At 41.1% G+C, this 20,991-nt stretch carries 23 protein-coding genes, 3 tRNA genes and 1 riboswitch; of the genes, 19 read left to right on the top strand and 7 right to left on the bottom strand.

What is annotated here, in order from left to right:
• The first annotated feature begins 65 nt into the window (after positions 1-65).
• The gene (locus H5087_RS01940) at positions 66-275 is read left to right on the top strand and encodes a hypothetical protein (RefSeq protein ID WP_002960797.1); all 210 of its coding nucleotides are present in this window, start codon (positions 66-68) and stop codon (positions 273-275) included.
• On the opposite strand, the gene epmB is transcribed toward H5087_RS01940, so the two are convergent.
• Entirely contained in the window at positions 272-1,285 is a 1,014-nt protein-coding gene (gene epmB, locus H5087_RS01935; RefSeq protein ID WP_182671059.1) for an EF-P beta-lysylation protein EpmB, read from the bottom strand. The genes H5087_RS01940 and epmB overlap by 4 nt on opposite strands.
• Positions 1,286-1,326: 41 nt before the next feature.
• Here epmB and efp point away from each other — a divergent pair, with 41 nt between their 5' ends.
• Positions 1,327-1,893, top strand: a complete 567-nt coding sequence (gene efp / locus H5087_RS01930) for an elongation factor P (protein ID WP_024596699.1) — start codon at positions 1,327-1,329, stop codon at positions 1,891-1,893.
• A gap of 56 nt (positions 1,894-1,949) precedes the next feature.
• The gene (epmA, locus tag H5087_RS01925; RefSeq protein WP_182670963.1) at positions 1,950-2,924 is read left to right on the top strand and encodes an elongation factor P--(R)-beta-lysine ligase; all 975 of its coding nucleotides are present in this window, start codon (positions 1,950-1,952) and stop codon (positions 2,922-2,924) included.
• 182 nt (positions 2,925-3,106) lie between these two features.
• Here epmA and H5087_RS01920 read toward each other — a convergent pair whose 3' ends face one another.
• Positions 3,107-5,245, bottom strand: coding sequence for a TonB-dependent receptor (locus tag H5087_RS01920; protein WP_182670962.1), 2,139 nt, complete (start codon positions 5,243-5,245; stop codon positions 3,107-3,109).
• A gap of 84 nt (positions 5,246-5,329) precedes the next feature.
• Between H5087_RS01920 and H5087_RS01915 the strand changes: the two genes are divergently transcribed.
• The 8 genes from H5087_RS01915 (at position 5,330) to H5087_RS01880 (ending at position 13,006) form a co-directional block, all read left to right on the top strand.
• A complete protein-coding gene (locus tag H5087_RS01915; RefSeq protein WP_010555268.1) occupies positions 5,330-5,728 on the top strand; it encodes a thioesterase family protein in 399 nt (132 codons plus the stop codon).
• 126 nt (positions 5,729-5,854) lie between these two features.
• Positions 5,855-6,253 carry an META domain-containing protein gene (locus H5087_RS01910; protein ID WP_032826923.1) on the top strand — a complete coding sequence of 133 codons (399 nt, stop codon included), beginning with the start codon at positions 5,855-5,857 and terminating at the stop codon, positions 6,251-6,253.
• Positions 6,254-6,360: 107 nt separating this feature from the next.
• A riboswitch (TPP riboswitch) is annotated at positions 6,361-6,475 on the top strand.
• A gap of 140 nt (positions 6,476-6,615) precedes the next feature.
• The gene (thiC, locus tag H5087_RS01905) at positions 6,616-8,568 is read left to right on the top strand and encodes a phosphomethylpyrimidine synthase ThiC (protein WP_220491514.1); all 1,953 of its coding nucleotides are present in this window, start codon (positions 6,616-6,618) and stop codon (positions 8,566-8,568) included.
• Between the two features lie 106 nt (positions 8,569-8,674).
• Positions 8,675-9,676, top strand: coding sequence for an FAD-dependent oxidoreductase (locus H5087_RS01900; protein WP_182670961.1), 1,002 nt, complete (start codon positions 8,675-8,677; stop codon positions 9,674-9,676).
• Positions 9,677-9,683: 7 nt separating this feature from the next.
• A complete protein-coding gene (gene thiS, locus H5087_RS01895) occupies positions 9,684-9,878 on the top strand; it encodes a sulfur carrier protein ThiS (protein ID WP_182670960.1) in 195 nt (64 codons plus the stop codon).
• A gap of 5 nt (positions 9,879-9,883) precedes the next feature.
• A complete protein-coding gene (locus tag H5087_RS01890) occupies positions 9,884-10,675 on the top strand; it encodes a thiazole synthase (RefSeq protein WP_182670959.1) in 792 nt (263 codons plus the stop codon).
• Between the two features lie 10 nt (positions 10,676-10,685).
• A complete protein-coding gene (thiE, locus tag H5087_RS01885; protein ID WP_182670958.1) occupies positions 10,686-12,221 on the top strand; it encodes a thiamine phosphate synthase in 1,536 nt (511 codons plus the stop codon).
• Between the two features lie 35 nt (positions 12,222-12,256).
• Positions 12,257-13,006, top strand: coding sequence for a HesA/MoeB/ThiF family protein (locus tag H5087_RS01880; RefSeq protein ID WP_182670957.1), 750 nt, complete (start codon positions 12,257-12,259; stop codon positions 13,004-13,006).
• Positions 13,007-13,152: 146 nt separating this feature from the next.
• Here H5087_RS01880 and asd read toward each other — a convergent pair whose 3' ends face one another.
• Positions 13,153-14,019 carry an archaetidylserine decarboxylase gene (asd, locus tag H5087_RS01875; protein WP_182670956.1) on the bottom strand — a complete coding sequence of 289 codons (867 nt, stop codon included), beginning with the start codon at positions 14,017-14,019 and terminating at the stop codon, positions 13,153-13,155.
• A 15-nt stretch (positions 14,020-14,034) separates the two neighbouring features.
• The gene (rsgA, locus tag H5087_RS01870; RefSeq protein ID WP_004336055.1) at positions 14,035-15,093 is read right to left on the bottom strand and encodes a small ribosomal subunit biogenesis GTPase RsgA; all 1,059 of its coding nucleotides are present in this window, start codon (positions 15,091-15,093) and stop codon (positions 14,035-14,037) included.
• Positions 15,094-15,214: 121 nt separating this feature from the next.
• Here rsgA and orn point away from each other — a divergent pair, with 121 nt between their 5' ends.
• From orn to H5087_RS01850, 4 genes are all read left to right on the top strand, one after another.
• Entirely contained in the window at positions 15,215-15,760 is a 546-nt protein-coding gene (orn, locus tag H5087_RS01865) for an oligoribonuclease (protein ID WP_004336052.1), read from the top strand.
• Positions 15,761-16,098: 338 nt separating this feature from the next.
• A tRNA-Gly gene (locus H5087_RS01860) sits at positions 16,099-16,174 on the top strand.
• Between the two features lie 43 nt (positions 16,175-16,217).
• Positions 16,218-16,293: transfer RNA gene (locus H5087_RS01855), tRNA-Gly, on the top strand.
• 43 nt (positions 16,294-16,336) lie between these two features.
• Positions 16,337-16,412: transfer RNA gene (locus H5087_RS01850), tRNA-Gly, on the top strand.
• 234 nt (positions 16,413-16,646) lie between these two features.
• Here H5087_RS01850 and H5087_RS01845 read toward each other — a convergent pair.
• The 3 genes from H5087_RS01845 to H5087_RS01835 all read right to left on the bottom strand — a co-directional run bounded on the left by H5087_RS01845 (position 16,647) and on the right by H5087_RS01835 (position 18,052).
• Entirely contained in the window at positions 16,647-17,075 is a 429-nt protein-coding gene (locus H5087_RS01845) for a secondary thiamine-phosphate synthase enzyme YjbQ (RefSeq protein WP_182670955.1), read from the bottom strand.
• Positions 17,072-17,539 carry a chemotaxis protein CheX gene (locus tag H5087_RS01840; protein WP_024595807.1) on the bottom strand — a complete coding sequence of 156 codons (468 nt, stop codon included), beginning with the start codon at positions 17,537-17,539 and terminating at the stop codon, positions 17,072-17,074. The genes H5087_RS01845 and H5087_RS01840 overlap by 4 nt, the downstream gene beginning before the upstream one ends.
• Positions 17,540-17,614: 75 nt before the next feature.
• Positions 17,615-18,052, bottom strand: coding sequence for a transcriptional repressor (locus H5087_RS01835; protein WP_002957918.1), 438 nt, complete (start codon positions 18,050-18,052; stop codon positions 17,615-17,617).
• A 95-nt stretch (positions 18,053-18,147) separates the two neighbouring features.
• Between H5087_RS01835 and H5087_RS01830 the strand changes: the two genes are divergently transcribed.
• The 4 genes from H5087_RS01830 (at position 18,148) to H5087_RS01815 (ending at position 20,964) form a co-directional block, all read left to right on the top strand.
• On the top strand, positions 18,148-18,768 hold the full coding sequence (locus H5087_RS01830; RefSeq protein WP_182670954.1) for a MarC family protein: 621 nt from the start codon (positions 18,148-18,150) through the stop codon (positions 18,766-18,768).
• A gap of 122 nt (positions 18,769-18,890) precedes the next feature.
• Positions 18,891-19,823, top strand: coding sequence for a tRNA dihydrouridine(20/20a) synthase DusA (gene dusA, locus H5087_RS01825; protein ID WP_033018168.1), 933 nt, complete (start codon positions 18,891-18,893; stop codon positions 19,821-19,823).
• 244 nt (positions 19,824-20,067) lie between these two features.
• A complete protein-coding gene (locus tag H5087_RS01820; protein WP_182670953.1) occupies positions 20,068-20,748 on the top strand; it encodes a PspA/IM30 family protein in 681 nt (226 codons plus the stop codon).
• Between the two features lie 9 nt (positions 20,749-20,757).
• The gene (locus H5087_RS01815; RefSeq protein ID WP_008172691.1) at positions 20,758-20,964 is read left to right on the top strand and encodes a PspC domain-containing protein; all 207 of its coding nucleotides are present in this window, start codon (positions 20,758-20,760) and stop codon (positions 20,962-20,964) included.
• The last annotated feature ends 27 nt before the right edge of the window (positions 20,965-20,991 follow it).

Below are 20,991 nucleotides of genomic sequence, written 5' to 3'. Positions count from 1 at the left end.
CCTAAAGCTTTGTACTGCATGGCCGACATAATACTTGGATTACATTTAAAAGTCAGGTTTGTTATATGAATATATCAGGCACAAGTTTACCCGCTGTTTCTGGCTCAGGCCAAGGCAGTGAGCTTTATAGCGCTGCTTTATCTAAAAAGCAGCAACTAGCAGATGGCGCAGCAGCACTTGCACTTATTGAAGGTGCTGCACAATCGTCAAGTGCACAAACACCGGCTAAGTCGGTAACTGCATCATTGGGTAACAACGTAAATATATATGTTTAAATTAGCTTAAGGTCGATAGGTGTTTTGCTTTTTTGACCACCTATTTCTCTCACTAATTTAGGCACTAAAAATCCAGGCAGGGCTTTTAATAGCTCTGCCATTATTTTTATCGCGTCTTCTTCGTTAATATCAAAGTGGCTGGCCCCTTCAACTTTATCGAGCAAATACAAATAATACGGTAATACGTCTGCGTCAAATAACGCTTCGCTTAAATTTATTTGCGCATCGAGCGTATCATTCACATCTTTTAAAATTACAGCTTGGTTTAAAAGCGTTACGTTTGCTTGTTTAAGCTTTTGCATAGCAGCTTTAAAGTCAGCGTCTATTTCGTTGGCGTGGTTTATGTGATTAATAAAAATAATTTTTAATGGCGATTTTGCTAATCGCTCACATAACTCATCGGTAATACGTGCAGGAATAACAACAGGTAAACGACTATGAATTCGCATTCGTTTAATTTGTGGTAATTGCTCAAGCTCATCTAAAAACCAACTTATTGCATCGTCTTTGGCCATCAGCGGATCGCCACCACTTAAAATCACTTCGTTTATATTGGCATCAGATTTTATGTAGCTTAGTGTTTCAAGCAGGCTTTTTTTATTAAGTTGGTTTTCTTGATACGGAAAATGCCTTCTAAAGCAGTAACGACAATTGACTGCACAGCCGGTTTTAAACATTACTAAAACACGCGATTTATACTTATGTAAAAGGCCGGGTTGTTCGTTATCTTGCTCAAGTAGGGGATCTTTATTAAAACCCGACTTAGTTAAAAATTCTTGATGGCGTGGCATGACTTGCAATAAAAGAGGATCGTTTGGATCGCCTTTGCGTATTTTTTTTATAAAAGGGATAGGCACGCGTACCGGAAATAAACTGCGGGCTTTTAGGTCGTTTTCATGGACTTGGCTCGATAAACCGACCATTTCAAGCAAGGTTTCTGGGCAGGTAACTACATTTGCTAATTCTTTTTGCCAGTTTTTATGCAAATTTGCTTCATTTCTTTGTATCATTGGCATGTAGATTACTCGAAAAAATATAAATAGAGGAAACGATGGCGAATTATAGCACCAACGAGTTCAAGGGCGGCCTAAAAATTATGATGGACGGCGAGCCTTGCAGTATCTTAGAAAATGAAATGGTAAAACCTGGTAAAGGCCAGGCGTTCAACCGTGTTCGTATCCGTAAACTTATCTCTGGTAAGGTGCTTGAAAAAACCTTTAAATCGGGTGAATCAGTTGAAGGTGCTGATGTAATGGATACAGATTTAGCGTATCTATACACAGACGGCGAATTTTGGCATTTCATGAACAACGAAACATTTGAGCAAATTGCTGCTGACGAAAAAGCACTAGGCGATGCAGTTAAATGGTTAGTTGAAAATGATTTATGTACAATCACATTATGGAACGGCAGCCCTATTGCTGTTACACCACCTAACTTTGTTGAGCTTGAGATCACTGAAACAGATCCTGGCCTTAAGGGTGATACAGCGGGTACTGGTGGTAAACCAGCAACGCTTAGCACAGGCGCTGTAGTACGAGTTCCATTATTTGTACAAATTGGCGAAGTAATTAAAGTAGACACTCGTAACGGTGAATACGTAAGCCGTGTTAAGTAAGCTTTAACATTGTTTATAAAATCCCAGCTTAAGCTGGGATTTTTTTTGGAGAAAATATGTCAGCAGATCTTTGGGCCCCAAGCGCAAGCATTGAAACACTAAAACAACGTGCAGCGATATTACGTAGCATTCGTGAGTTTTTTTATGCACGTGATGTAATGGAAGTAGAAACGCCGAGCTTAAGCAGTGCCAGTGTAACCGATGTGCATTTGGCCAGTTTTAACACCACATTTGTAGGTCCAGGGCATGCTGGTGGGCTCCCTCTTTTTTTACAAACATCTCCAGAGTTTGCTATGAAACGCTTGTTAGCAGCAGGCTCAGGCGCTATTTTTCAGCTTTGTAAAGCATTTAGAAATGAAGAAGCAGGTAGTCATCATAATCCTGAATTTACAATGCTTGAATGGTATCGCCCAGGCTTTGATGAATTTGCACTTATGGATGAAATGGATGAGCTAATGCTGCTTGTTTTAGATGTCGAGCCGGCAACAAGGCTTACCTATCAGCAAGCGTTTGAACAAGCACTTGGACTCGATCCGTTAACAGCGAACATAGAGCAATTAAAGCAACTAGCGTGTGAGCATGGATTTGCTGATATAGCCCAAAATGAAACGCATAAAGATACTTTACTGCAATTATTATTTTGTATGAAAGTAGAGCCCACAATAGGACAAGATAAGCCATGTTTTGTGTATCACTTTCCAGCTTCTCAAGCGGCACTTGCACAAATTTGTGAACACGATACACGTGTAGCAGGGCGCTTTGAGCTTTATTATAAAAATATGGAATTGGCGAATGGCTTTAACGAACTCACAAATGCCAGCGAGCAAGCTAAACGTTTTAATGAAGATAACGCATACCGAGCTGAAAACGGTTTAAAGCAAGTGCCAATGGATACGCGTTTAATTAAAGCGCTGGAGCATGGATTACCACAGTGCGCAGGAGTGGCTTTGGGTATAGATAGGCTTGTAATGCTCGCAACAAATAAAGATAAAATTAAAGATGTAATCGCGTTTGATGTGCAAAGAGCGTGATGCTGGCTTGTAGGCGTAGATGGAATATTTGTAGGTGCGAATTTATTTCGCGCTCATGTAATTTAACTTTATAAAAAAGCGAGGTATAAAACCTCACCTACAAATAAAAACACCGCGTTTAAATTAACGCGGTGTTTTTATTTACTTGCTGTCGCTTTCATTTGAAAGCTAACGGCTACGCTTTACAGATTAAGTGTAAACGTAACACCTGCTACGCGAGGCTCACCTAATTGTGTATAGGTATGCGTTGCGTAACCATCTTGTGGGTCATTACCAAACTCAAAGCCACGAGTAGGGACTGTTTCGTCAAACACGTTACGAGCCCATGCGCGTACTGCCCACATGTCTGCTTCGTAGCCAAAGCTTAAGTTAACTAAGTTGCTGCTTGGTGCCTGTGAGTTATGGCTGTCAGAGAAGTAGTAATCGTCTTTCCCTTCAACACCAATCATACCGTAAAGCTCACTTGTAAAGTTATAGCGAGCAGTAAACGCATATTGATATTTAGGCGATTGTGCTTGCTCGCGACCGTCTTGGTTTAAAGGGGCTTGATAGATATTAGATCTAGCAACAAAATCGTCTATTTCAGTATTTAAGTAACCAGCACTGCCTGTTAAAAACAGATTATCGGTTAGTTGGTAACTTCCTTCAACTTCTAGTCCGTAATTGCTACCAGAACTTGCGTTATCAACATAGCTGGTAAATTGTTGATCTTCTATTAACCATCCTTTTAACTGCATGTTGTCACGATGCATGTAAAATGCGGCTAAGCGAAGTGTAAATTTGTCATCAAGCGATGAACCTTTAACACCAAATTCGCCACTCCATAAATACTCAGGGTCGAAGCTGGTGTGCTGCTGGAGAAAATCAGCGCTTAGGTTTAAGCCTTCATCTTTTGCTTTAGCCAATGCTTCTGAATTAATACCGCCAGCTTTGTAGCCACGCGTAATGCTGGTGTAGATCATCGTACGATCAATTACCTGATACTCTAGCGCAATTTTACCGCCAACCATTACATCGTCAGTATCTTCTATAAAGCCATTGCTATCGGTGTAGTCACCTTGGTATTGCTCTACACGTAAACCAGTAATTAATGTAGTTTTTGGACCAATTGATGTCTCTACTTGGCCATAAATCGCAGTATTACTTACTTCATATCGAGAATTAAAGGTTTGGTATTCAGAAAATTTTCTACGTTGACGGTCAAGGTCTACATCACGCACTTGGTAATATGCCCCCAAGACCCAATTTTTTAATTTTCCACTGAGCTGTAATTCAGCTGCTCTATCATCACGATCGCGATAGTAAGCGTCTTCATAGCTGTATCCATCAGGATGTAAGCCTGCAGCGCATAACTGTGGTTCACTTGTATCGTTACATACCCAGTCTTCGTCAAAGCTGTAAAGTAATTCGGTATCAATAGCAGATAGGTTTAGATTTACATCAAAAGCGTCAAAACCCGTGTAAGTATTCTTGACACCTATAGCGTAGCTTTCTTGATTATCTTGCCCTGGCTCGTCGGCAACACTATTGCGGCTGTTATCAAGCGTAAACGCATCGTAACCATTGTTTATGTCAATATAGTGAAGGTTTAACTCAGTATTTAAATGCTTTGTAAGCTGGCTGTTTAATTTAAAACGCGCTACTTGCTCGTCTTGATTTTGTGTTTCGTCATTTAAGTACAGGTTATCTACGTAACCGTCTGACTTTCTACGAAAGTAGCTAACGCGTGCGCTAGTGTCATGTGTTAAGCCTGTGCTTGCTGCAATACCTGCTTCGCGGGTGTTGTATGTGCCAGCACCTACTTGTAATTTTAAGCTTGGATCGCTTGTGGCTTTAGCTGAACCCATTTGGATCATACCGGCCATACCGTCTGCGCCAAAGCGTGTACCTTGTGGCCCTCGATAAATTTCTACTTGGTCTATATCAAATAATAATGAGCTGCCACCAAGGCCAGAATAGTTAATACCATCAATAACTAAGCCTACAGATGGATTAATAGGGTCTACAAATTGTGAACGAAGTCCCACGCCACGAATTTGAATATAACGACCGCGCGACGCACCAGATGCAAAATTTACATTGGCGGTACTGCCTAACATTTCGTCTAAGTAACTTGCACCACGTTGATTAATTTCATCTTCGCTGAATAAGCTCGCACTCGCGCTTAAAGTTTGAATGCTTTCGCGCTGAAAATCGCCGGTTACAACAATTCTTTCTAGGTCGCTATCATCAGCGTTAGCTGCAATTGGTGCACCAAGCAGCGGTAAAAGTGCGGCAGTAATTAAAGACAAACGTAAGTTCATTGGGTTACTTAACTCCATTTTAGGGACTCGTATGGTAGCAATTATTTAAACACATGTGCTATAAACGCGGCAATTATACGTTAAATAATCAGGATTACTAATATGACCTTTAAAGTTGACTTCAAGGTACGTGATTACGAATGTGACTTACAAGGCATTGTAAACAACAGCGTCTATTTTAATTATTTAGAGCATGCTCGCCATGAATTTTTGTACGCACACGGTATTGATTTTGCTCAATTAGCGAAAGATAAAATTAACCTAGTCGTGATGCGCAGCGAAATGGACTATAAACATTCACTATTACCAGGTGATGAATTTTATGTGGCTGTGGAGCCGCAGCGTATTAGTCGTTTAAAATTTGCGTTTAAGCAAACGGTTATACGTAAAAGCGATGAAAAAGTAATGCTCAATGCACTGGTTATAGGAACGTCTGTTAATGAAAAAGGTAGACCGTTTTTACCAGAGCAAATAGATAACGTATTTAAAACTACAACTTAGTACTTAATCGCATAACTTTTGAACTATCATAGAACAAAAATTTACATTTAAAACATGCATTTTTAACGGATAAAGGGCATAAATATTGTTACAATTACATTAATTAGACAATTAGTTAGTAGTAGCATGAAATTAGCAGCAATACCGATGCTTATAGTCGGTTTATGTGTTGGTTGCGCATCAACAGGGACGGTTACCAGTGAGCAGCTTAAATACACCCAATGGCAATTATCACGTGTTGATGGTTTAGCAATTCCACCTTCGTTTAATGCATCAATGAGCTTTATTGAAGCACTGCAAGTAAACGGTTTTGCTGGCTGTAACAAATTTTTTGGTGAAGGCTCGCTTGAAGAAAGTAACCTTACCGTAAGTAAATTAGGAATGACGCGCAAGTCGTGCGGCGAAGAGCTTGATGAGTTTGAGCAGCAGTTATTACAAGCCTTAAAGCAAGGTGCCGAGCTTAAAATGCAAGACCAGCAATTAGTCATGCAAGGCGAGCAAACATTTGTGTTTATCCCTAAATAATTTTAAGTTTTTGAAAAACAGCCCCTTGCGGGCAGTTTTTAACTGACGTACACTCAGCGCAGATTTGTTGAATAATATCTTCGAATCGACGAACAAAATTTATATATCAATACTTGTCGGAGTGCCAAAGCTAAGGAATTAGTTTTTGGCTGAGATCGCGAAAGCGGGATCCGTGAACCTGATCAGGTTAATACCTGCGTAGGGAACAAGCTGCCTAAAATGGGACGCTTGTGCGTCTTTTTTTATGCGCACAATAAAGTGATTTATTTTTTAGGCTGCAAAGTAGCATGTACGCTACTTTACGATCTTTCTCTATTCCTCGGAATATCTGACAAGACAACCCTTAAGCAATGAGGCAAGTCATGTCAAATACTACAAATAAAGCGTCACGCCGAGAAACTCGTGCTGCCGCGTCTGAATATATTTATAACTTAACGGGTCAACCGTTCCCAAATTCTCATAAAGTATACGTTGAAGGTACTCAACCAGGCGTGCGTGTTGGTATGCGTGAAATCACGTTAAGTGACACGTTTATTGGCGGCACAGATGAAAACCCTGTTTATGAGTCAAACGATCCGCTTCGTGTTTACGATACGTCGGGCCCGTATACCGATCCTAATTTTAAACTAGACGTGCGCAAAGGCTTACCAAAATTTCGTGAACAATGGATTGAAAGCCGTGGTGACACTGAGGTTTTAGAGTCAGTGACGTCGCAGTTTTCGCAGCAACGCATGGCAGATGAAGGGCTGGATCATATTCGCTTTGATCACCTTCCAAAAATTCGCCGTGGTGTCGCTGGTAAAAACGTAACGCAAATGCACTACGCACGCCAAGGGATTATTACCCCTGAAATGGAATACGTAGCCGTTCGCGAAAATATGGGACGTGCAGAAATTCGTAAAGAATTATTAGCAGCGCAGCATAAAGGCGAGTCGTTTGGCGCGAGTATTCCTGAATTTATTACCCCAGAATTTGTACGCGATGAAATAGCCCGTGGTCGCGCTATTTTACCAAATAATATAAACCATCCAGAAACAGAACCTATGATTGTAGGCCGTAACTTTTTAGTAAAAGTTAACGCCAACATTGGTAACTCATCGGTTAGCTCATCTATTGAAGAAGAAGTAGAAAAAATGGTGTGGTCTACCCGCTGGGGCGCAGACACCGTGATGGACTTATCAACGGGTCGTTACATTCACGAAACGCGTGAATGGGTTGTACGTAACTCGCCTGTACCTATTGGCACAGTACCGATTTATCAAGCGCTTGAAAAAGTACACGGTGTGGCTGAGGATTTAACGTGGGAGATTTTCCGCGATACGCTTATAGAGCAAGCTGAGCAGGGCGTTGATTACTTTACTATTCATGCCGGTGTACTGCTTCGCTACGTACCAATGACAGCTAAACGTGTAACCGGTATTGTGTCGCGCGGTGGCTCAATTATGGCTAAGTGGTGTTTAGCGCATCACAAAGAAAACTTTTTATACACGCACTTTGAAGACATTTGTGAAATTTTAAAACAATACGATGTGTGTTTTTCATTAGGTGATGGCCTTCGCCCAGGTTCTATTGCTGATGCCAACGATGAAGCGCAGTTTAGTGAGCTGCGCACATTAGGTGAACTGACTAAAATTGCGTGGAAACACGATGTACAAGTATTTATTGAAGGCCCAGGGCATGTGCCAATGCACATGATTAAAGCCAATATGGACGAGCAATTAAAGCATTGCGACGAAGCGCCTTTTTATACTTTAGGGCCGTTAACGACCGATATTGCACCAGGGTATGACCATATTACTTCTGGTATTGGTGCCGCTCAAATAGCATGGTACGGCTGTGCAATGCTTTGTTATGTAACTCCTAAAGAGCATTTAGGTCTGCCAAATAAAGAAGATGTTAAAGAGGGTTTAATTACTTACAAAATTGCAGCGCATGCCGCCGATTTAGCAAAAGGTCACCCAGGTGCGCAAGAACGTGATAACGCGCTATCAAAAGCACGCTTTGAATTTAGATGGCATGACCAATTTAATATTGGTTTAGATCCAGACCGAGCTCGTGAGTATCACGACGAAACCCTTCCGCAAGAGTCAGGCAAAGTGGCTCACTTTTGCTCTATGTGTGGTCCTAAATTTTGCTCTATGAAAATTAGCCAAGAAGTACGCGATTACGCTAAAGATTTAGAAACACGCGGTATTGATCCAAATGACGCTGGCGAGGCTATTGAGATCAAAATGATTGATGTAGAAGCCGAAATGAAAGCTAAATCTGCCCAGTTTAAGCAAACAGGCTCAGAAATTTACCACAAAGCGGTATAGCAAGAAGTTAGATACAGATGTAGGTGAGGTTTTATACCTCGCTTCTTTTAACATTGAAGAAGTGCGAGTGAGTTCGCACCTACTAATAACTGCTTTTGGAGGTTTTATGTTTTATAACATTGCTGTGGTGGGTTTTGGTTTAGCAGGGCGCTTAGCTGCCCTTGAGCTAAGTAAGTTGCATCATGTAACGGTGTTTGAAGCAGACGATGAGCAAACCCCAAATAGCGCCGGTAAAGTGGCAGCAGCAATGCTTGCCCCGCTGGCTGAGTCGGTATTGTGTGAGGCTGATTTAGCTTTAATGGGGCTTGATTCAATGAAGCGCTGGCCAGAAATAGTGAGTGAACTTGAGGGGGATGTGTTTTTTCAGCAGCAAGGCACATTGGTCGTTGCGCATCAGCAAGATAAAGGCGATCTACAAAGCTTTACTCAGAGAATAAAGCCCATAGCAGGGCAAAGCGCTCAGGTATTGAATGCTCAGCAAATAGCGCAGTTAGAGCCAGAGCTTGCTAATCGGTTTAATCAAGGTCTATTTTTACCCTGCGAGGGGCAAATAGATAACCAAGCCTTTTATAAAGCAAGTTTTACCATGCTCAACAAGCGCAAAGTTAAGTGTGTGTTTAACCAGCGCGTAACCATTAAAAACGGTGAAATAAATAATCGACCATTTGACTACATTATAGATTGTCGTGGGCTTGGTGCTAAAAGTGATAAACCGCTTAGAGGTGTGCGCGGTGAAGTCGCAAGGCTATATGCACCTGAAGTAAATTTAACGCGACCTGTGCGTTTAATGCATCCGCGTTACCCAATTTATATAGCGCCTAAACCGAATCATGAATATGTAATTGGTGCGACCGAAATAGAATCGCAAGATAGCGGCGCCGCAACAGTGCGATCAACTCTTGAGTTACTTTCAGCGGCTTATACCGTACACAGCGGATTTGCCGAAGCACGACTACTTAATATTCAAACCGGATTACGCCCTGCATTTAGCGATAACCGCCCAGAAGTATCACAAGTTGGCAATGTAATTAGCATTAATGGCTTGTATCGCCACGGTTATATGCTGGCACCGGCATTAGTGGCGCAAGTAGTTTCACGAATAGAGTGAGAATAAAATGAACATTACAATTAATGGCGAGCTACTTAATGTTAATAGCAAAGCGCTCGTTGAGGTACTTCAAAGTTTTGGTGCGGTTGCGCCTTTTGCTGTGGCTGTTAATGGCGAATTTATTCCACAAAGTCAGCACGATAACTATGTACTTAATGAAGGCAACAGTGTTGAGTTGCTGTCACCCATTCAAGGCGGATAAAGCTCATGCAAACTAAAGACTGTTTAACTATTTATGGAGAGCAAATAAATAGCCGTTTATTAATAGGCTCTGCACTTTATCCGTCGCCTGATATTATGACCCAATCAATAGTTGCCTCTGGGGCTGAAATTGTTACCGTGTCGCTTAGGCGCCAACAAAGTGCAGCAGCCGGTGATGACTTTTGGCAGTTAATAAAAAATACAGGTTTAAAAATACTCCCTAATACCGCAGGGTGCCACAGTGTTAAAGAGGCCATAACGCTTGCAAAAATGTGCCGTGAGGTATTTGCCACCGACTGGATTAAGCTAGAGCTGATTGGCGATGATTACAATTTACAGCCTGACCCTTTTGCGTTACTTGAAGCGACAAAAATATTAATTAATGATGGCTTTAAAGTATTACCTTATTGCACCGATGACTTAGTACTTTGTCAGCGCTTAAATGAGCTAGGGTGTGAGGTGCTTATGCCGTGGGGGGCGCCAATAGGCACAGGTAAAGGCTTGTTAAATAGCTATAATTTAAAAACTATTCGAGAGCGTTTACCCGATACCACATTAATAGTAGATGCTGGTTTAGGTTTGCCATCGCATGCCTGCCAAGCACTCGAAATGGGGTATGATGCGGTATTATTAAATTCAGCCATTGCAGGGGCGGGCTGCCCAATTACTATGAGCCGCGCATTTAAAGCCGCAGTTGAAGCTGGGCGCTTTGCATATCAAGCAAAAGCAATGCCTGAAAAAGACGTTGCAGCCCCATCAACCCCAACAATGGGTATGCCATTTTGGCATCAGCAGTGAAGGAAAGAATATGAATAACGTAGTGTGGACAATTGCCGGTTCTGATTCGGGCGGCGGTGCAGGTATTCAAGCTGATATAAAAGCAATGCAAAGTTTTGGTGTACATGGCTGCACGGCAATTACGGCGCTTACTGCACAAAATAGTTTAGGCGTAGAAGCTATTAATGCGGTGTCTACCGATATTATTGAATCGCAGTTACTAGCGCTTGAAAAAGACATGAAAGCCAAAGTAATAAAAATTGGCATGTTAGCCAATGTGCAGCAAATTCAGTTGATCAGCGAACATATAAGTCACTATAAAGCTAAGTGGCCGGTGCCTCCCGTTATTGTATATGACCCTGTTGCTATTGCCTCAAGCGGTGACTTACTAACAGAAGAAGACACAGTAAGCGCAATAAAAGAATGTTTACTGCCGCTGGTGGATGTAATAACCCCAAACACCCACGAAACACAGTTATTAACCGGTGTGTATTTAATTGGTCCAGCTGCAATAAAAGAAGCGGCTAATAAGCTATTAAGCTGGGGTGCAAAAGCCGTTGTTATTAAAGGCGGACATTGGGATTACCCAAGTGGCTACTGCATTGATTATTGTATTGATAGTAATACACAAAATGGCGAAGAATATTGGTTAGGTAATCAAAAAATACAAACACCGCATAACCACGGCACCGGATGTAGCATGGCTTCGGTAATTGCTGCATGTTTAGCTAAAGACTATCCATTAAAAGATGCCTTTATTTTAGCTAAGGCATATATAAACCAAGGGCTAAAACAGTCGGTACGTTATGGCGAAGGGATTGGACCGGTTGCTCATACATCGTTCCCCACTAATTTAGCTGACTACCCACAAGTGATTGAGCCGGGGAGCTGGCTGGGTGATGAACTAGATTTTGATGTGCCGCTTGATTTTAATATGGCTGCTGATTTTGCACCTTGTGAAAGTAAATCGCTTGGCTTGTATGCAGTTGTAGATAGTATAGATTGGTTAGAAAAGTGCTTACAACAAGGCATTAAAACAGCGCAGTTACGCGTTAAAAATAAAACGCAAGACGAGCTTGATGGGCTCATTAAGCAAGCTGTTGAGCTGGGCAAGCAATACAACGCACAGGTATTTATAAACGACTACTGGCAGTTAGCTATTAAGCACGGTGCATATGGCGTGCATTTAGGGCAAGAGGATTTAGACATTGCTAATTTAGCGGCAATTAAAGACGCAGGGTTAAGGCTTGGGCTTTCTACTCATGGTTTTTATGAAATGTTGCGTGCGCATAATTATCGCCCTAGTTATATGGCATTTGGCGCTATTTACCCAACCACAACAAAAGATATGACAGGTCAAATACAAGGCCTTGAAAAGCTGATTAAGTTTGTACCACTGATGCAAAGCTACCCAACAATAGCAATAGGCGGGATTGATTTAAGCCGTGCTGAGCAGGTAGCGAAAACTGGCGTAGGCAGTGTTGCTGTAGTGCGTGCGATTACCGAAGCTGATAATTACGTAGAGGCTATAAGCGCTCTGCAAGTGGCCATAAGCAGTGCCAATTAAAACTAACAAGGGTAATAATAACAAGGCCGGTAAACGTGAATGAGCTAAGCGATAAAGAAACCCTGCGTTACAGCCGCCATTTATTGCTTGAAGAAGTTGGGCTTGAAGGGCAATTAACACTTAAATCCTCAACGGTTGCAGTTGTGGGGGCTGGTGGTTTAGGTAGCCCCGCACTTTTATATTTAGCCGCTGCGGGTGTTGGAACGCTTATTTTAATTGATAATGATGAGGTTGAGCTTTCAAACTTACAGCGCCAAGTGCTTTATAAAATAAATCACTTAGGACAAAACAAGGTCGCTGCAGCGGGTAAAGTATTAGCGAGCCTGAATAATCAAATAAACATAGTAACGCATTGCCAAAAGCTAGATGAGAGTAACGCAACTAACATGCTAAAAGATGCTGACATCATACTTGATTGCTCTGATAACTTTAGCACTCGCTATAGTGTTAATCGTTATTGTATTGCTAATAAAACACCGTTAATTTCTGGTGCTGCACTCGCAACCAAAGGGCAGTTAATGGGCTTTGATTTTAGGCAAAGTGATAGCCCGTGCTATGGCTGCGTTTTTCCACAAAGCGAAGCTACACCAGTTATCAATTGCAGTAACGCAGGAGTGATTAGCCCGTTACTTGGTGTAATAGGCTCTATGCAGGCGCAACTTACGCTCAACTTATTACTGGGGCATTCAGAGGGGGGGGAATTTATAACCTTTGATGCGCTTACTTTAAAGCAGCAGCACTTTAAAGTGATTAAAGATTCAGAGTGTAAAGAGTGTGGAAAATAGGTTTTGAAGGGGCTTGTGCCTGTTACTACATGTGGCTTTAAGAAACTAAAATCTGCGCTTTTCGCGTGAGCAAGCTTCACGCCTACAAAAATAAAAAACCGCGTTAATTAAACGCGGTTTTTTTAATTTCTAATTAACGATTAATTTTAGTCGTTAATTTTTGCAAACGCAGTACCTAAGCGAGTAACCACTTCTGGTAGTTGATTGTCCAGTATTTCAGCTTTATCAGCACCCCATGCTAGTACCACAGTAGAGCCTAATTTAAAGCGACCCATTTCTTCACCCTTTTTAAGCGTGATGGCGTTATCGCCAGTGGTTGGGTATTTCCAACTAAATACATCGCTACCTGCTGGTGGCGTGACAGTACCTGCCCAAATAGTTTCTATGCTGGCTACAATTGTTGCGCCAACAAGTACCATAGCAAGCGGACCAATCTCAGTTTCAAAAATTGCGACTACTCGTTCATTACGCGCAAACAAGTTAGGCACGTTTTGCGCGGTAAGTGGGTTTACTGAAAATAAATCACCTGGCACGTAAATCATTTTGCTTAGTGTGCCATCAATTGGCATATGAATACGGTGGTAATCTTTAGGCGCTAAATAAATAGTGGCAAACTTACCGCCTAAAAATGGTGTTGTATCATCTTGTGAGCCGCCTAGTAGCGCTTGTAAGCTGTAATCGTGACCTTTAGCTTGTATTAGCTGTCCGTCAACAATATCGCCTAGCTGGCTGATTGCGCCATCCACTGGATGAATGATGATATCGCTATCTTCTACCATTGGGCGCATGCCGTCTTTTAAAGGGCGAGTAAAAAATTCATTAAAGCTTTTATAATGAGCAGGATCTGGGTATTGGGCTTCGCTCATATCTACTTTATATTGCTTAATAAATAGTTTAATTAAAGTCGTTGTTAAAGCGCCTGCTTTAGCTGCGGCTAATTTACCCACTACGCGTGAAATAAAATGTTTTGGCATTGCGTACTGCATTGCGATTTTAAATTTGTCTAAACTCACAGTATTTATCCTAAATTATACGCGAGGCGCACGGGCGCCTGCACGGCCATCGGCCATTGTTTCTAAAATTCGGTGGTAGCTGTCAAAGCGCAATTGAGAAATTTTGCCATCTGCTACAGCTTCTTTAACTATACAGCCCGGATCGTTTAAATGTTTACAGTCTCTAAAGCGGCACCCGCCTATAAATTCTCTAAACTCTTTAAAGCACCAGGTTACACGCTCAACATCTAAATGCCATAAACCAAACTCACGAATTCCTGGCGAGTCGATTAGGTTACCGCCACTTGGTAAATGGTGAAGGCGTGAAACAGTTGTTGTGTGCTGGCCTAGGCCGCTGTTTTCAGATACTTCTTTAGTTAATATTTCAGCGTTAGGTAATACAGTATTAACGAGGGTGGATTTACCCACACCACTTTGGCCAACAAAAATGTTATTTTTACCAACAAGTACTTCTTTTAATTCATCAATACCATTGCCCGATATATTACTAACAAGGAGTACTTGGTAATCAAGTTTACGATAGATATCGAGAACTTTTTGTATTTCGCTAAGACCTGCGTCATCAATTAAATCTATTTTATTGAGTACTAAAATTGGCTCAATACCCATATCTTCACAGGCTATTAAATAGCGGTCGATAATACTTGGGGTAAACTCAGGTAATACCGCCGATACCATGAGTATTTGATCAATGTTAGCCGCAATAACTTTTACGCCGTCGTAAAAGTCAGGGCGGGTAAGTTGCGAGCGACGCTCTTGCGTGGCTTCAATTACTCCGGCTAAATCACCTTCACTTACTTTGGCACGGCGAAACAATACCTCATCACCACACACTAAATTTGACACGGTACGTCGTATATTACAACGAAGTACATCGCCATTTTCAGTTTCGACATCGGCGTGTTGGCCAAAACGACTGATCACAATTGCGCTCTCGACCTGACCTAAATTATCGGTTTGCCACTCTTGCGCGCCTTTTTTAGCTGGTCTTGAGTCTGCGCTATTAATGCGCTTTTGGTGGTTGGCCTTGATCTGACGCGATTGGCCTTTACTTAATTTTTTCTGTTTTGCCACTGGAGGCCTATAACCTTAGTTAAATGTCGCTTTTCCTAAAAAAAGCTTTAGCTCGACGGTTGATGCTAATATGATATATCGAAATGCGTTGGATCTAAAGGAAAGCACCGCTTAGGTAATTATGACTATTAATAAATCAAATTTAATTTGGCTCGATCTTGAAATGACAGGACTCGAACCAGAGACCGATAAAATACTCGAAATTGCGACGGTTGTCACTGACGCAGACCTGAATATATTAGCTGAAGGGCCAACCATAGCTATTCATCAAAGTGATGAATTACTAAATGGTATGGACGAGTGGTGTACTACGCAGCATGGTAAGTCGGGTTTAACAGCGCGCTGTAAAGCAAGTACATTCGATGAAGAGTATGCCGTGGCACAAACGTTAGACTTTTTAAAACAGTGGGTGCCTGCAGGCGTATCACCAATGTGTGGTAATTCAATTGGGCAAGACCGCCGCTTTATGAATAAATACATGCGTGAACTTGAAGATTTTTTTCATTACCGCAATCTTGACGTGAGTACCATTAAAGAATTAGCACGTCGCTGGAAACCTGAAGTTCTTGCAAAAGTGAACAAAAAAGGTTCGCACCTTGCTTTGGATGACATTAAGGATTCGATTATGGAATTAAAAGTCTATAGAGAAAATTTCTTTAATTTGTAAAAAACACTTGCAAACACATCGGATTATTGTAGAATCCTGCCCCGCTCAAGACGATAACCCACGCGGGGTTAGTGTGTTTGAGTGATTGAATTACCATCAATAAATATGGTACTAGCTCAGTTGCTAGAATGTTGAACGCGACCTGTCGCGCTTAAGCGTAAAATAACTGAAGAAATAAAAATGCGGTACTAGCTCAGTTGCTAGAATGTTGAACGCGACCCGTCGCGCACCAACGTAAAATAACTGAAGAAATAAAAAATGCGGTACTAGCTCAGTTGCTAGAATGTTGAACGCGACCCGTCGCGCACCAACGTAAAATAACTGAAGAAATAAAAAATGCGGTACTAGCTCAGTTGGTAGAGCGCGACCTTGCCAAGGTCGAGGTCACGAGTTCGAGCCTCGTGTACCGCTCCAATTTCTAACCAAAAGAAATTGAGTGATTAAAAGAAGTAAAAATGCGGTACTAGCTCAGTTGGTAGAGCGCGACCTTGCCAAGGTCGAGGTCACGAGTTCGAGCCTCGTGTACCGCTCCAATTTCTAACCAAAAGAAATTGTAGTGATTGAAAGAAGTAAAATGCGGTACTAGCTCAGTTGGTAGAGCGCGACCTTGCCAAGGTCGAGGTCACGAGTTCGAGCCTCGTGTACCGCTCCAATCTTTTTATATCCTTTCAAAATTCTCTGTATTAAAAATCATAAATAAAATTATAATTTAAAATCTCTCTTATCTACTTTATTCTATGTGCAATATTCAGCATTAAAGTTTTGGTTGTTAGAAGCTATGGTTTCTCGCGCGAGCTATGCGCCTACAATAAAGCTGTTGTACTTTGAAGTTATGAGGTATGAGTGAGGTACAGAGGAGTCAATACTTTGAAACCGAGAGCTTTTATTAAAATAGCTCACCCTGAATAGTTGCTATAACTCCTCTAGAGCCACCAGAATCGCGATGTTCACCTAAATAAATACCTTGCCATGTACCTAACGCTAAATAACCATTTGAAATAGGAATACTTAACTCGCAGCCTAACGTACTGGTTTTTATGTGTGCAGGCATGTCGTCGTCACCTTCATAATCGTGGCGATAATAAGGTTGACGCTCAGGAACGAATTTATTGAAATGGCTCTCCATGTCCATACGAACAGTGGGGTCTGCATTTTCGTTTATTGTAAGGCTCGCTGAGGTATGCTGAATAAATAAGTGCAACAAGCCTATTTTGTAACTCGCCAGTTCTGGAAGCTGAGACAATATTTCGTCATCTATTATATGAAAACCTCGCGGGCGAGGCTTTAATGTAATTTGCTTTTGCTGCCAACTCATAATTTATCGAAACTAACTTCAATGTTTGCATTACCAGCATCACAGCTAAATGGCATGATGATTTTTTTACCTTGGCTTTTGTGAGTAATTGTATGACCCTTACCAGATACCACAATAGGCGTTGCCATATCAAAGTCGAAGCCTTTCTCGCCAAGTAAATTTTTAGCACCACCTGTTACCATGTTGGTTATTTCGCCAACCATATCAGTAACTTCTTCATCTATAGCATCAGGGCGTTCGCCAAGCATACGCTCCATGATGGTTAATGCTAGTTCTTCATCAAATGTAATTGAAAATGATCCTCGCGTTTGCGGGCCAACCATACCAATCAAACCTGATACATCACCACAGGCTATCTCATCAGTTTTAATGCGAGGTTTACCTGGCTTCAATTGAGTTTGAGCCATAGTGCTCAAAACATTGATTAAAGAAGATAAAAAAGGATTGATGAATTCTACATTCATAGTGGCTACTCTTAAATTTGTTCTGTGAAATGACTATATAGTTTGAGTATAGTCACTAAGGATAACTTTGAAGGATTATGATGCTCTGCAAGATTCACATTTACCATGTGCTTCTATTGTCTGCCCTGATACAACAAAGCCACCTTCGGCAGCTAAATTATTTAGCTCATGCGAAATTACACTCGAGTGTAATTCTTTGACAAAACCACAGGTATCGCAAATTAACAATTGTACTGGGTGTATATGATCAAAATGATGACACAGCATAAATGCATTTGTGCTTTCAATTTTATGAATAAAACCTAGCTCAGCTAAAAAGTCTAATGCACGATAAATAGTTGCAGGTTTAGCACCCGTTTCAGTTATTTTTAATTGCTCAAGCAAATCGTATGCACCAACACCACCTTGTGCGCTGGCTAATAGGCGAAATACTTTCTCGCGGATAGGCGTAAAACGCGCACCACGGTTGTCACAAACTTGTTTTGCTTTACTTACGAGTGATTCTATATTCATCATTACTCTTATCCTTATGCTACCGTGATATACTAACATACTGTGTTGTAGTTGCAGCGTTTTTATTAAGCGCTTTTTACCTAGGAAACCCAGTAATGCACGAACTATTAGCTATATTTATTTTCTTTTTTGCGGTTATTGACCCCATTGGTACTGTACCTGTATTTATTGCAGTCACACGTGGTGATGATGAGAAATTTAAACGCAAAGTTATATATAAAGCGGTAGGCGTATCTGCATTAGTGCTCTTATTTTTTGTACTTGCAGGTGAGCAATTACTTAACGCAATTGAAATTCCACTTTCGGCTTTTCAAATAGCCGGCGGTATCATATTACTTATTTTCGCGCTCTCAATGATATTTGGTGAAAGTAAACCAGAAGCCGAAATTAAAAGTGTACGCGACAGCACTGAAACCGCTATTTTTCCGCTTGCGATTCCCTCTATCGCGAGCCCTGGCGCTATGTTAGGCGCCGTATTAATGACTCGTAATGAAGAATATACCTGGGTTGAGCAGTTACTAAAGTCTTCGATGATGCTTGCTGTATTAGCGGTTGTACTGGTTTTGTTACTGCTTGCAACACATGTACATAAATTAATTGGTGATAGTGGTGCAAGTATAATAAGTAGAATTATGGGGCTTATTTTAAGCTCGGTTGCGGTTACCAATATTTTAAATGGCATAGCCCATTATTTTGGCTTGCAGGTTTTCTCTTAACATTGATGCTCGCTAGGCTTTTGTGTAAAATGCAGCGCCTTTTAAGCTGTGCTTAATAACTTTATACCCTGAGGTTTGCTTTGAATAAATGTACTTTGGATAGACGCTTTTCTGTGGCCCCCATGCTTGATTGGACTGATCGCCATTGTCGTACTTTTCATCGCAAAATGACTAAACATACTGTGCTTTATACTGAAATGATAACCACAGGGGCTATTTTATTTGGTCGAGGCGACTACTTACATTTTAATAAACACGAAGGCCCAGTTGCGCTGCAGCTTGGTGGCTCTGATCCTAAAGCGCTTGCGCAATGTGCAAAGCTCGCAGGTGAGCGTGGCTATGACGAAATAAATTTAAATGTAGGTTGCCCGTCAGACAGAGTTCAAAATGGTCGATTTGGCGCATGTTTAATGGCTGAGCCTCAATTAGTTGCGGACTGTGTTGCAGCAATGAAAAACGAAGTAAACATTCCTGTTACCGTTAAAACGCGTATTGGTATTGATGAGCAAGATTCGTATGAGTTTTTGTGTGCGCTTATTGAGGCGTCGCATAAAGTTGGGTGCGATGATTTTATTATTCATGCTCGTAAAGCATGGCTTAATGGTTTAAGCCCGAAAGAAAATCGTGAGGTTCCGCCACTTGATTACCCACGTGTTTATCAACTTAAAAAAGATTATCCGCAGCTAGATTTAAGCCTAAATGGCGGTGTTAAAACAATTGAGCAGAGCCTAGAACATTTGCAACATATTGATGGTGTAATGATTGGGCGTGAGGCTTATAGCAACCCATTTATGCTCAATGACGTTGATGAGAAAATTTATGGTGATGCTGCAAATACGCAGTCACGCCACGACGTAGTGCGTTCAATGTATGACTACATTGAAGAAGAAATGCGTTTGGGTGCTAATTTTTGGCATATTGCACGTCACATGCTCGGTATTTTTCAGGGGCAGCCTGGTGCGCGAGGTTTTAGACGCCACCTTTCTGAAAGTGGTCACGGTAAGCAAGCTGATTTATCGGTAATGGATAAAGCATTAAGCTTTGTACCAGAATAAAACTAAGCTTTAAAAATTCTAAATTTAAGCCACTTTCGAGTGGCTTTTTTGATCCTAAAAATTAGTCAAAATCATAATTTATTGGCTAATTACACTCTATGTTGTTCAGCTTAAAGTCACTGAAATTTAGAGTGGTTTTTATTTAATGTTATGATTTTAAATGCTTTATTTTCGTTTTGATGGACTTGGCACAACTCTTGGAATCTTCTTGTTGAAATTAATTAAAAATCAACAGGAGAATACCATGGGAATATTTAACCGCGTAAATGATGTAATTCAATCAAACATTGTCGCCATGCTTGATAAAGCAGAAGATCCAGAAAAACTTTTAAACCTGATGCTTACCGAGATGCAAGATGCATTGAATGAGTGTCGTAGTACAGCAGCCGCTTTATTGTGTGAAGAGAAAGCAATTAATCGCCAAATTGATACTAAAAAAACAGAACTAGCAGCTTGGCAAATGAAAGCAGAACGTGCGGTTGAGAAGGGCAATGATGATCTTGCTAAATCAGCTTTACTTGAGAAGCAACGCGTTAACGAAAGCATTGAAAATAAGCAAACTCAACTAGAAACTTTGCAAGAGTCTATTGCAAAAATTAAGTCTGATTGTGAACGCTTGCAGCAAAAAATGGCTATGGCTAAAACTAAGCAAGCTCAGTTAATGCAACGCCATAATGTTGCTATTGCTAGAGGGCGAATAAGTACGCAACTACAAAGCGATAAAGTAGCTCATACGTTGTCTCGTTTTGAACAAATAGAGCAGCGTGTTGAAGGTATTGAAGCTCAAGTAGAGGCTTATGAGCTGACTGATACAGCAAGCTCTACCAGTGCCAAAATTGAGTCGTTAGTTAAAAATGAAAAAATTGATGCTGAGTTGGATCGCTTAAAAGCGAACTTAAATACTAATTTAAAACACACTGCTTAGGAGATTGCTATGAACAGCTTTAATCGTCAACGAGGTTGGTATAAAGATACTCTGAATAAAAAAATATCGGGTGTTTGTAGTGGTTTAGCCCATAGATTGGACTTTCCGGTATGGGCAACACGCGTAGTTACTATTTTGTTGTTTTTGAGTTTTCCGTTTGCAATTGCACTTGGTTATTTTATAGCGCATTGCTGCCTTGAAAATAAAGAGTATTAATACCAACAGGAATAAATATTTGAACAA

Origin of the sequence: Pseudoalteromonas sp. SR43-7, from assembly GCF_014163785.1 — a bacterium.
In the GTDB taxonomy this organism is placed as follows: domain Bacteria; phylum Pseudomonadota; class Gammaproteobacteria; order Enterobacterales; family Alteromonadaceae; genus Pseudoalteromonas; species Pseudoalteromonas distincta.
The sequence above is the reverse complement of the archived record's forward strand: the minus strand, read 5'-3'. Positions and strand labels throughout refer to the sequence as shown.

What these genes read in the sequence shown, in the direction of transcription:
- H5087_RS01940 (WP_002960797.1), top strand. Translation starts at nt 66, where the DNA reads ATGAATATATCAGGCACAAGTTTACCCGCTGTTTCTGGCTCAGGCCAA.
- epmB (WP_182671059.1), bottom strand. Translation starts at nt 1,285, where the DNA reads ATGATACAAAGAAATGAAGCAAATTTGCATAAAAACTGGCAAAAAGAA.
- efp (WP_024596699.1), top strand. Translation starts at nt 1,327, where the DNA reads ATGGCGAATTATAGCACCAACGAGTTCAAGGGCGGCCTAAAAATTATG.
- epmA (WP_182670963.1), top strand. Translation starts at nt 1,950, where the DNA reads ATGTCAGCAGATCTTTGGGCCCCAAGCGCAAGCATTGAAACACTAAAA.
- H5087_RS01920 (WP_182670962.1), bottom strand. Translation starts at nt 5,245, where the DNA reads ATGGAGTTAAGTAACCCAATGAACTTACGTTTGTCTTTAATTACTGCC.
- H5087_RS01915 (WP_010555268.1), top strand. Translation starts at nt 5,330, where the DNA reads ATGACCTTTAAAGTTGACTTCAAGGTACGTGATTACGAATGTGACTTA.
- H5087_RS01910 (WP_032826923.1), top strand. Translation starts at nt 5,855, where the DNA reads ATGAAATTAGCAGCAATACCGATGCTTATAGTCGGTTTATGTGTTGGT.
- thiC (WP_220491514.1), top strand. Translation starts at nt 6,616, where the DNA reads ATGTCAAATACTACAAATAAAGCGTCACGCCGAGAAACTCGTGCTGCC.
- H5087_RS01900 (WP_182670961.1), top strand. Translation starts at nt 8,675, where the DNA reads ATGTTTTATAACATTGCTGTGGTGGGTTTTGGTTTAGCAGGGCGCTTA.
- thiS (WP_182670960.1), top strand. Translation starts at nt 9,684, where the DNA reads ATGAACATTACAATTAATGGCGAGCTACTTAATGTTAATAGCAAAGCG.
- H5087_RS01890 (WP_182670959.1), top strand. Translation starts at nt 9,884, where the DNA reads ATGCAAACTAAAGACTGTTTAACTATTTATGGAGAGCAAATAAATAGC.
- thiE (WP_182670958.1), top strand. Translation starts at nt 10,686, where the DNA reads ATGAATAACGTAGTGTGGACAATTGCCGGTTCTGATTCGGGCGGCGGT.
- orn (WP_004336052.1), top strand. Translation starts at nt 15,215, where the DNA reads ATGACTATTAATAAATCAAATTTAATTTGGCTCGATCTTGAAATGACA.
- H5087_RS01845 (WP_182670955.1), bottom strand. Translation starts at nt 17,075, where the DNA reads ATGAGTTGGCAGCAAAAGCAAATTACATTAAAGCCTCGCCCGCGAGGT.
- H5087_RS01840 (WP_024595807.1), bottom strand. Translation starts at nt 17,539, where the DNA reads ATGAATGTAGAATTCATCAATCCTTTTTTATCTTCTTTAATCAATGTT.
- H5087_RS01835 (WP_002957918.1), bottom strand. Translation starts at nt 18,052, where the DNA reads ATGAATATAGAATCACTCGTAAGTAAAGCAAAACAAGTTTGTGACAAC.
- H5087_RS01830 (WP_182670954.1), top strand. Translation starts at nt 18,148, where the DNA reads ATGCACGAACTATTAGCTATATTTATTTTCTTTTTTGCGGTTATTGAC.
- dusA (WP_033018168.1), top strand. Translation starts at nt 18,891, where the DNA reads ATGCTTGATTGGACTGATCGCCATTGTCGTACTTTTCATCGCAAAATG.
- H5087_RS01820 (WP_182670953.1), top strand. Translation starts at nt 20,068, where the DNA reads ATGGGAATATTTAACCGCGTAAATGATGTAATTCAATCAAACATTGTC.
- H5087_RS01815 (WP_008172691.1), top strand. Translation starts at nt 20,758, where the DNA reads ATGAACAGCTTTAATCGTCAACGAGGTTGGTATAAAGATACTCTGAAT.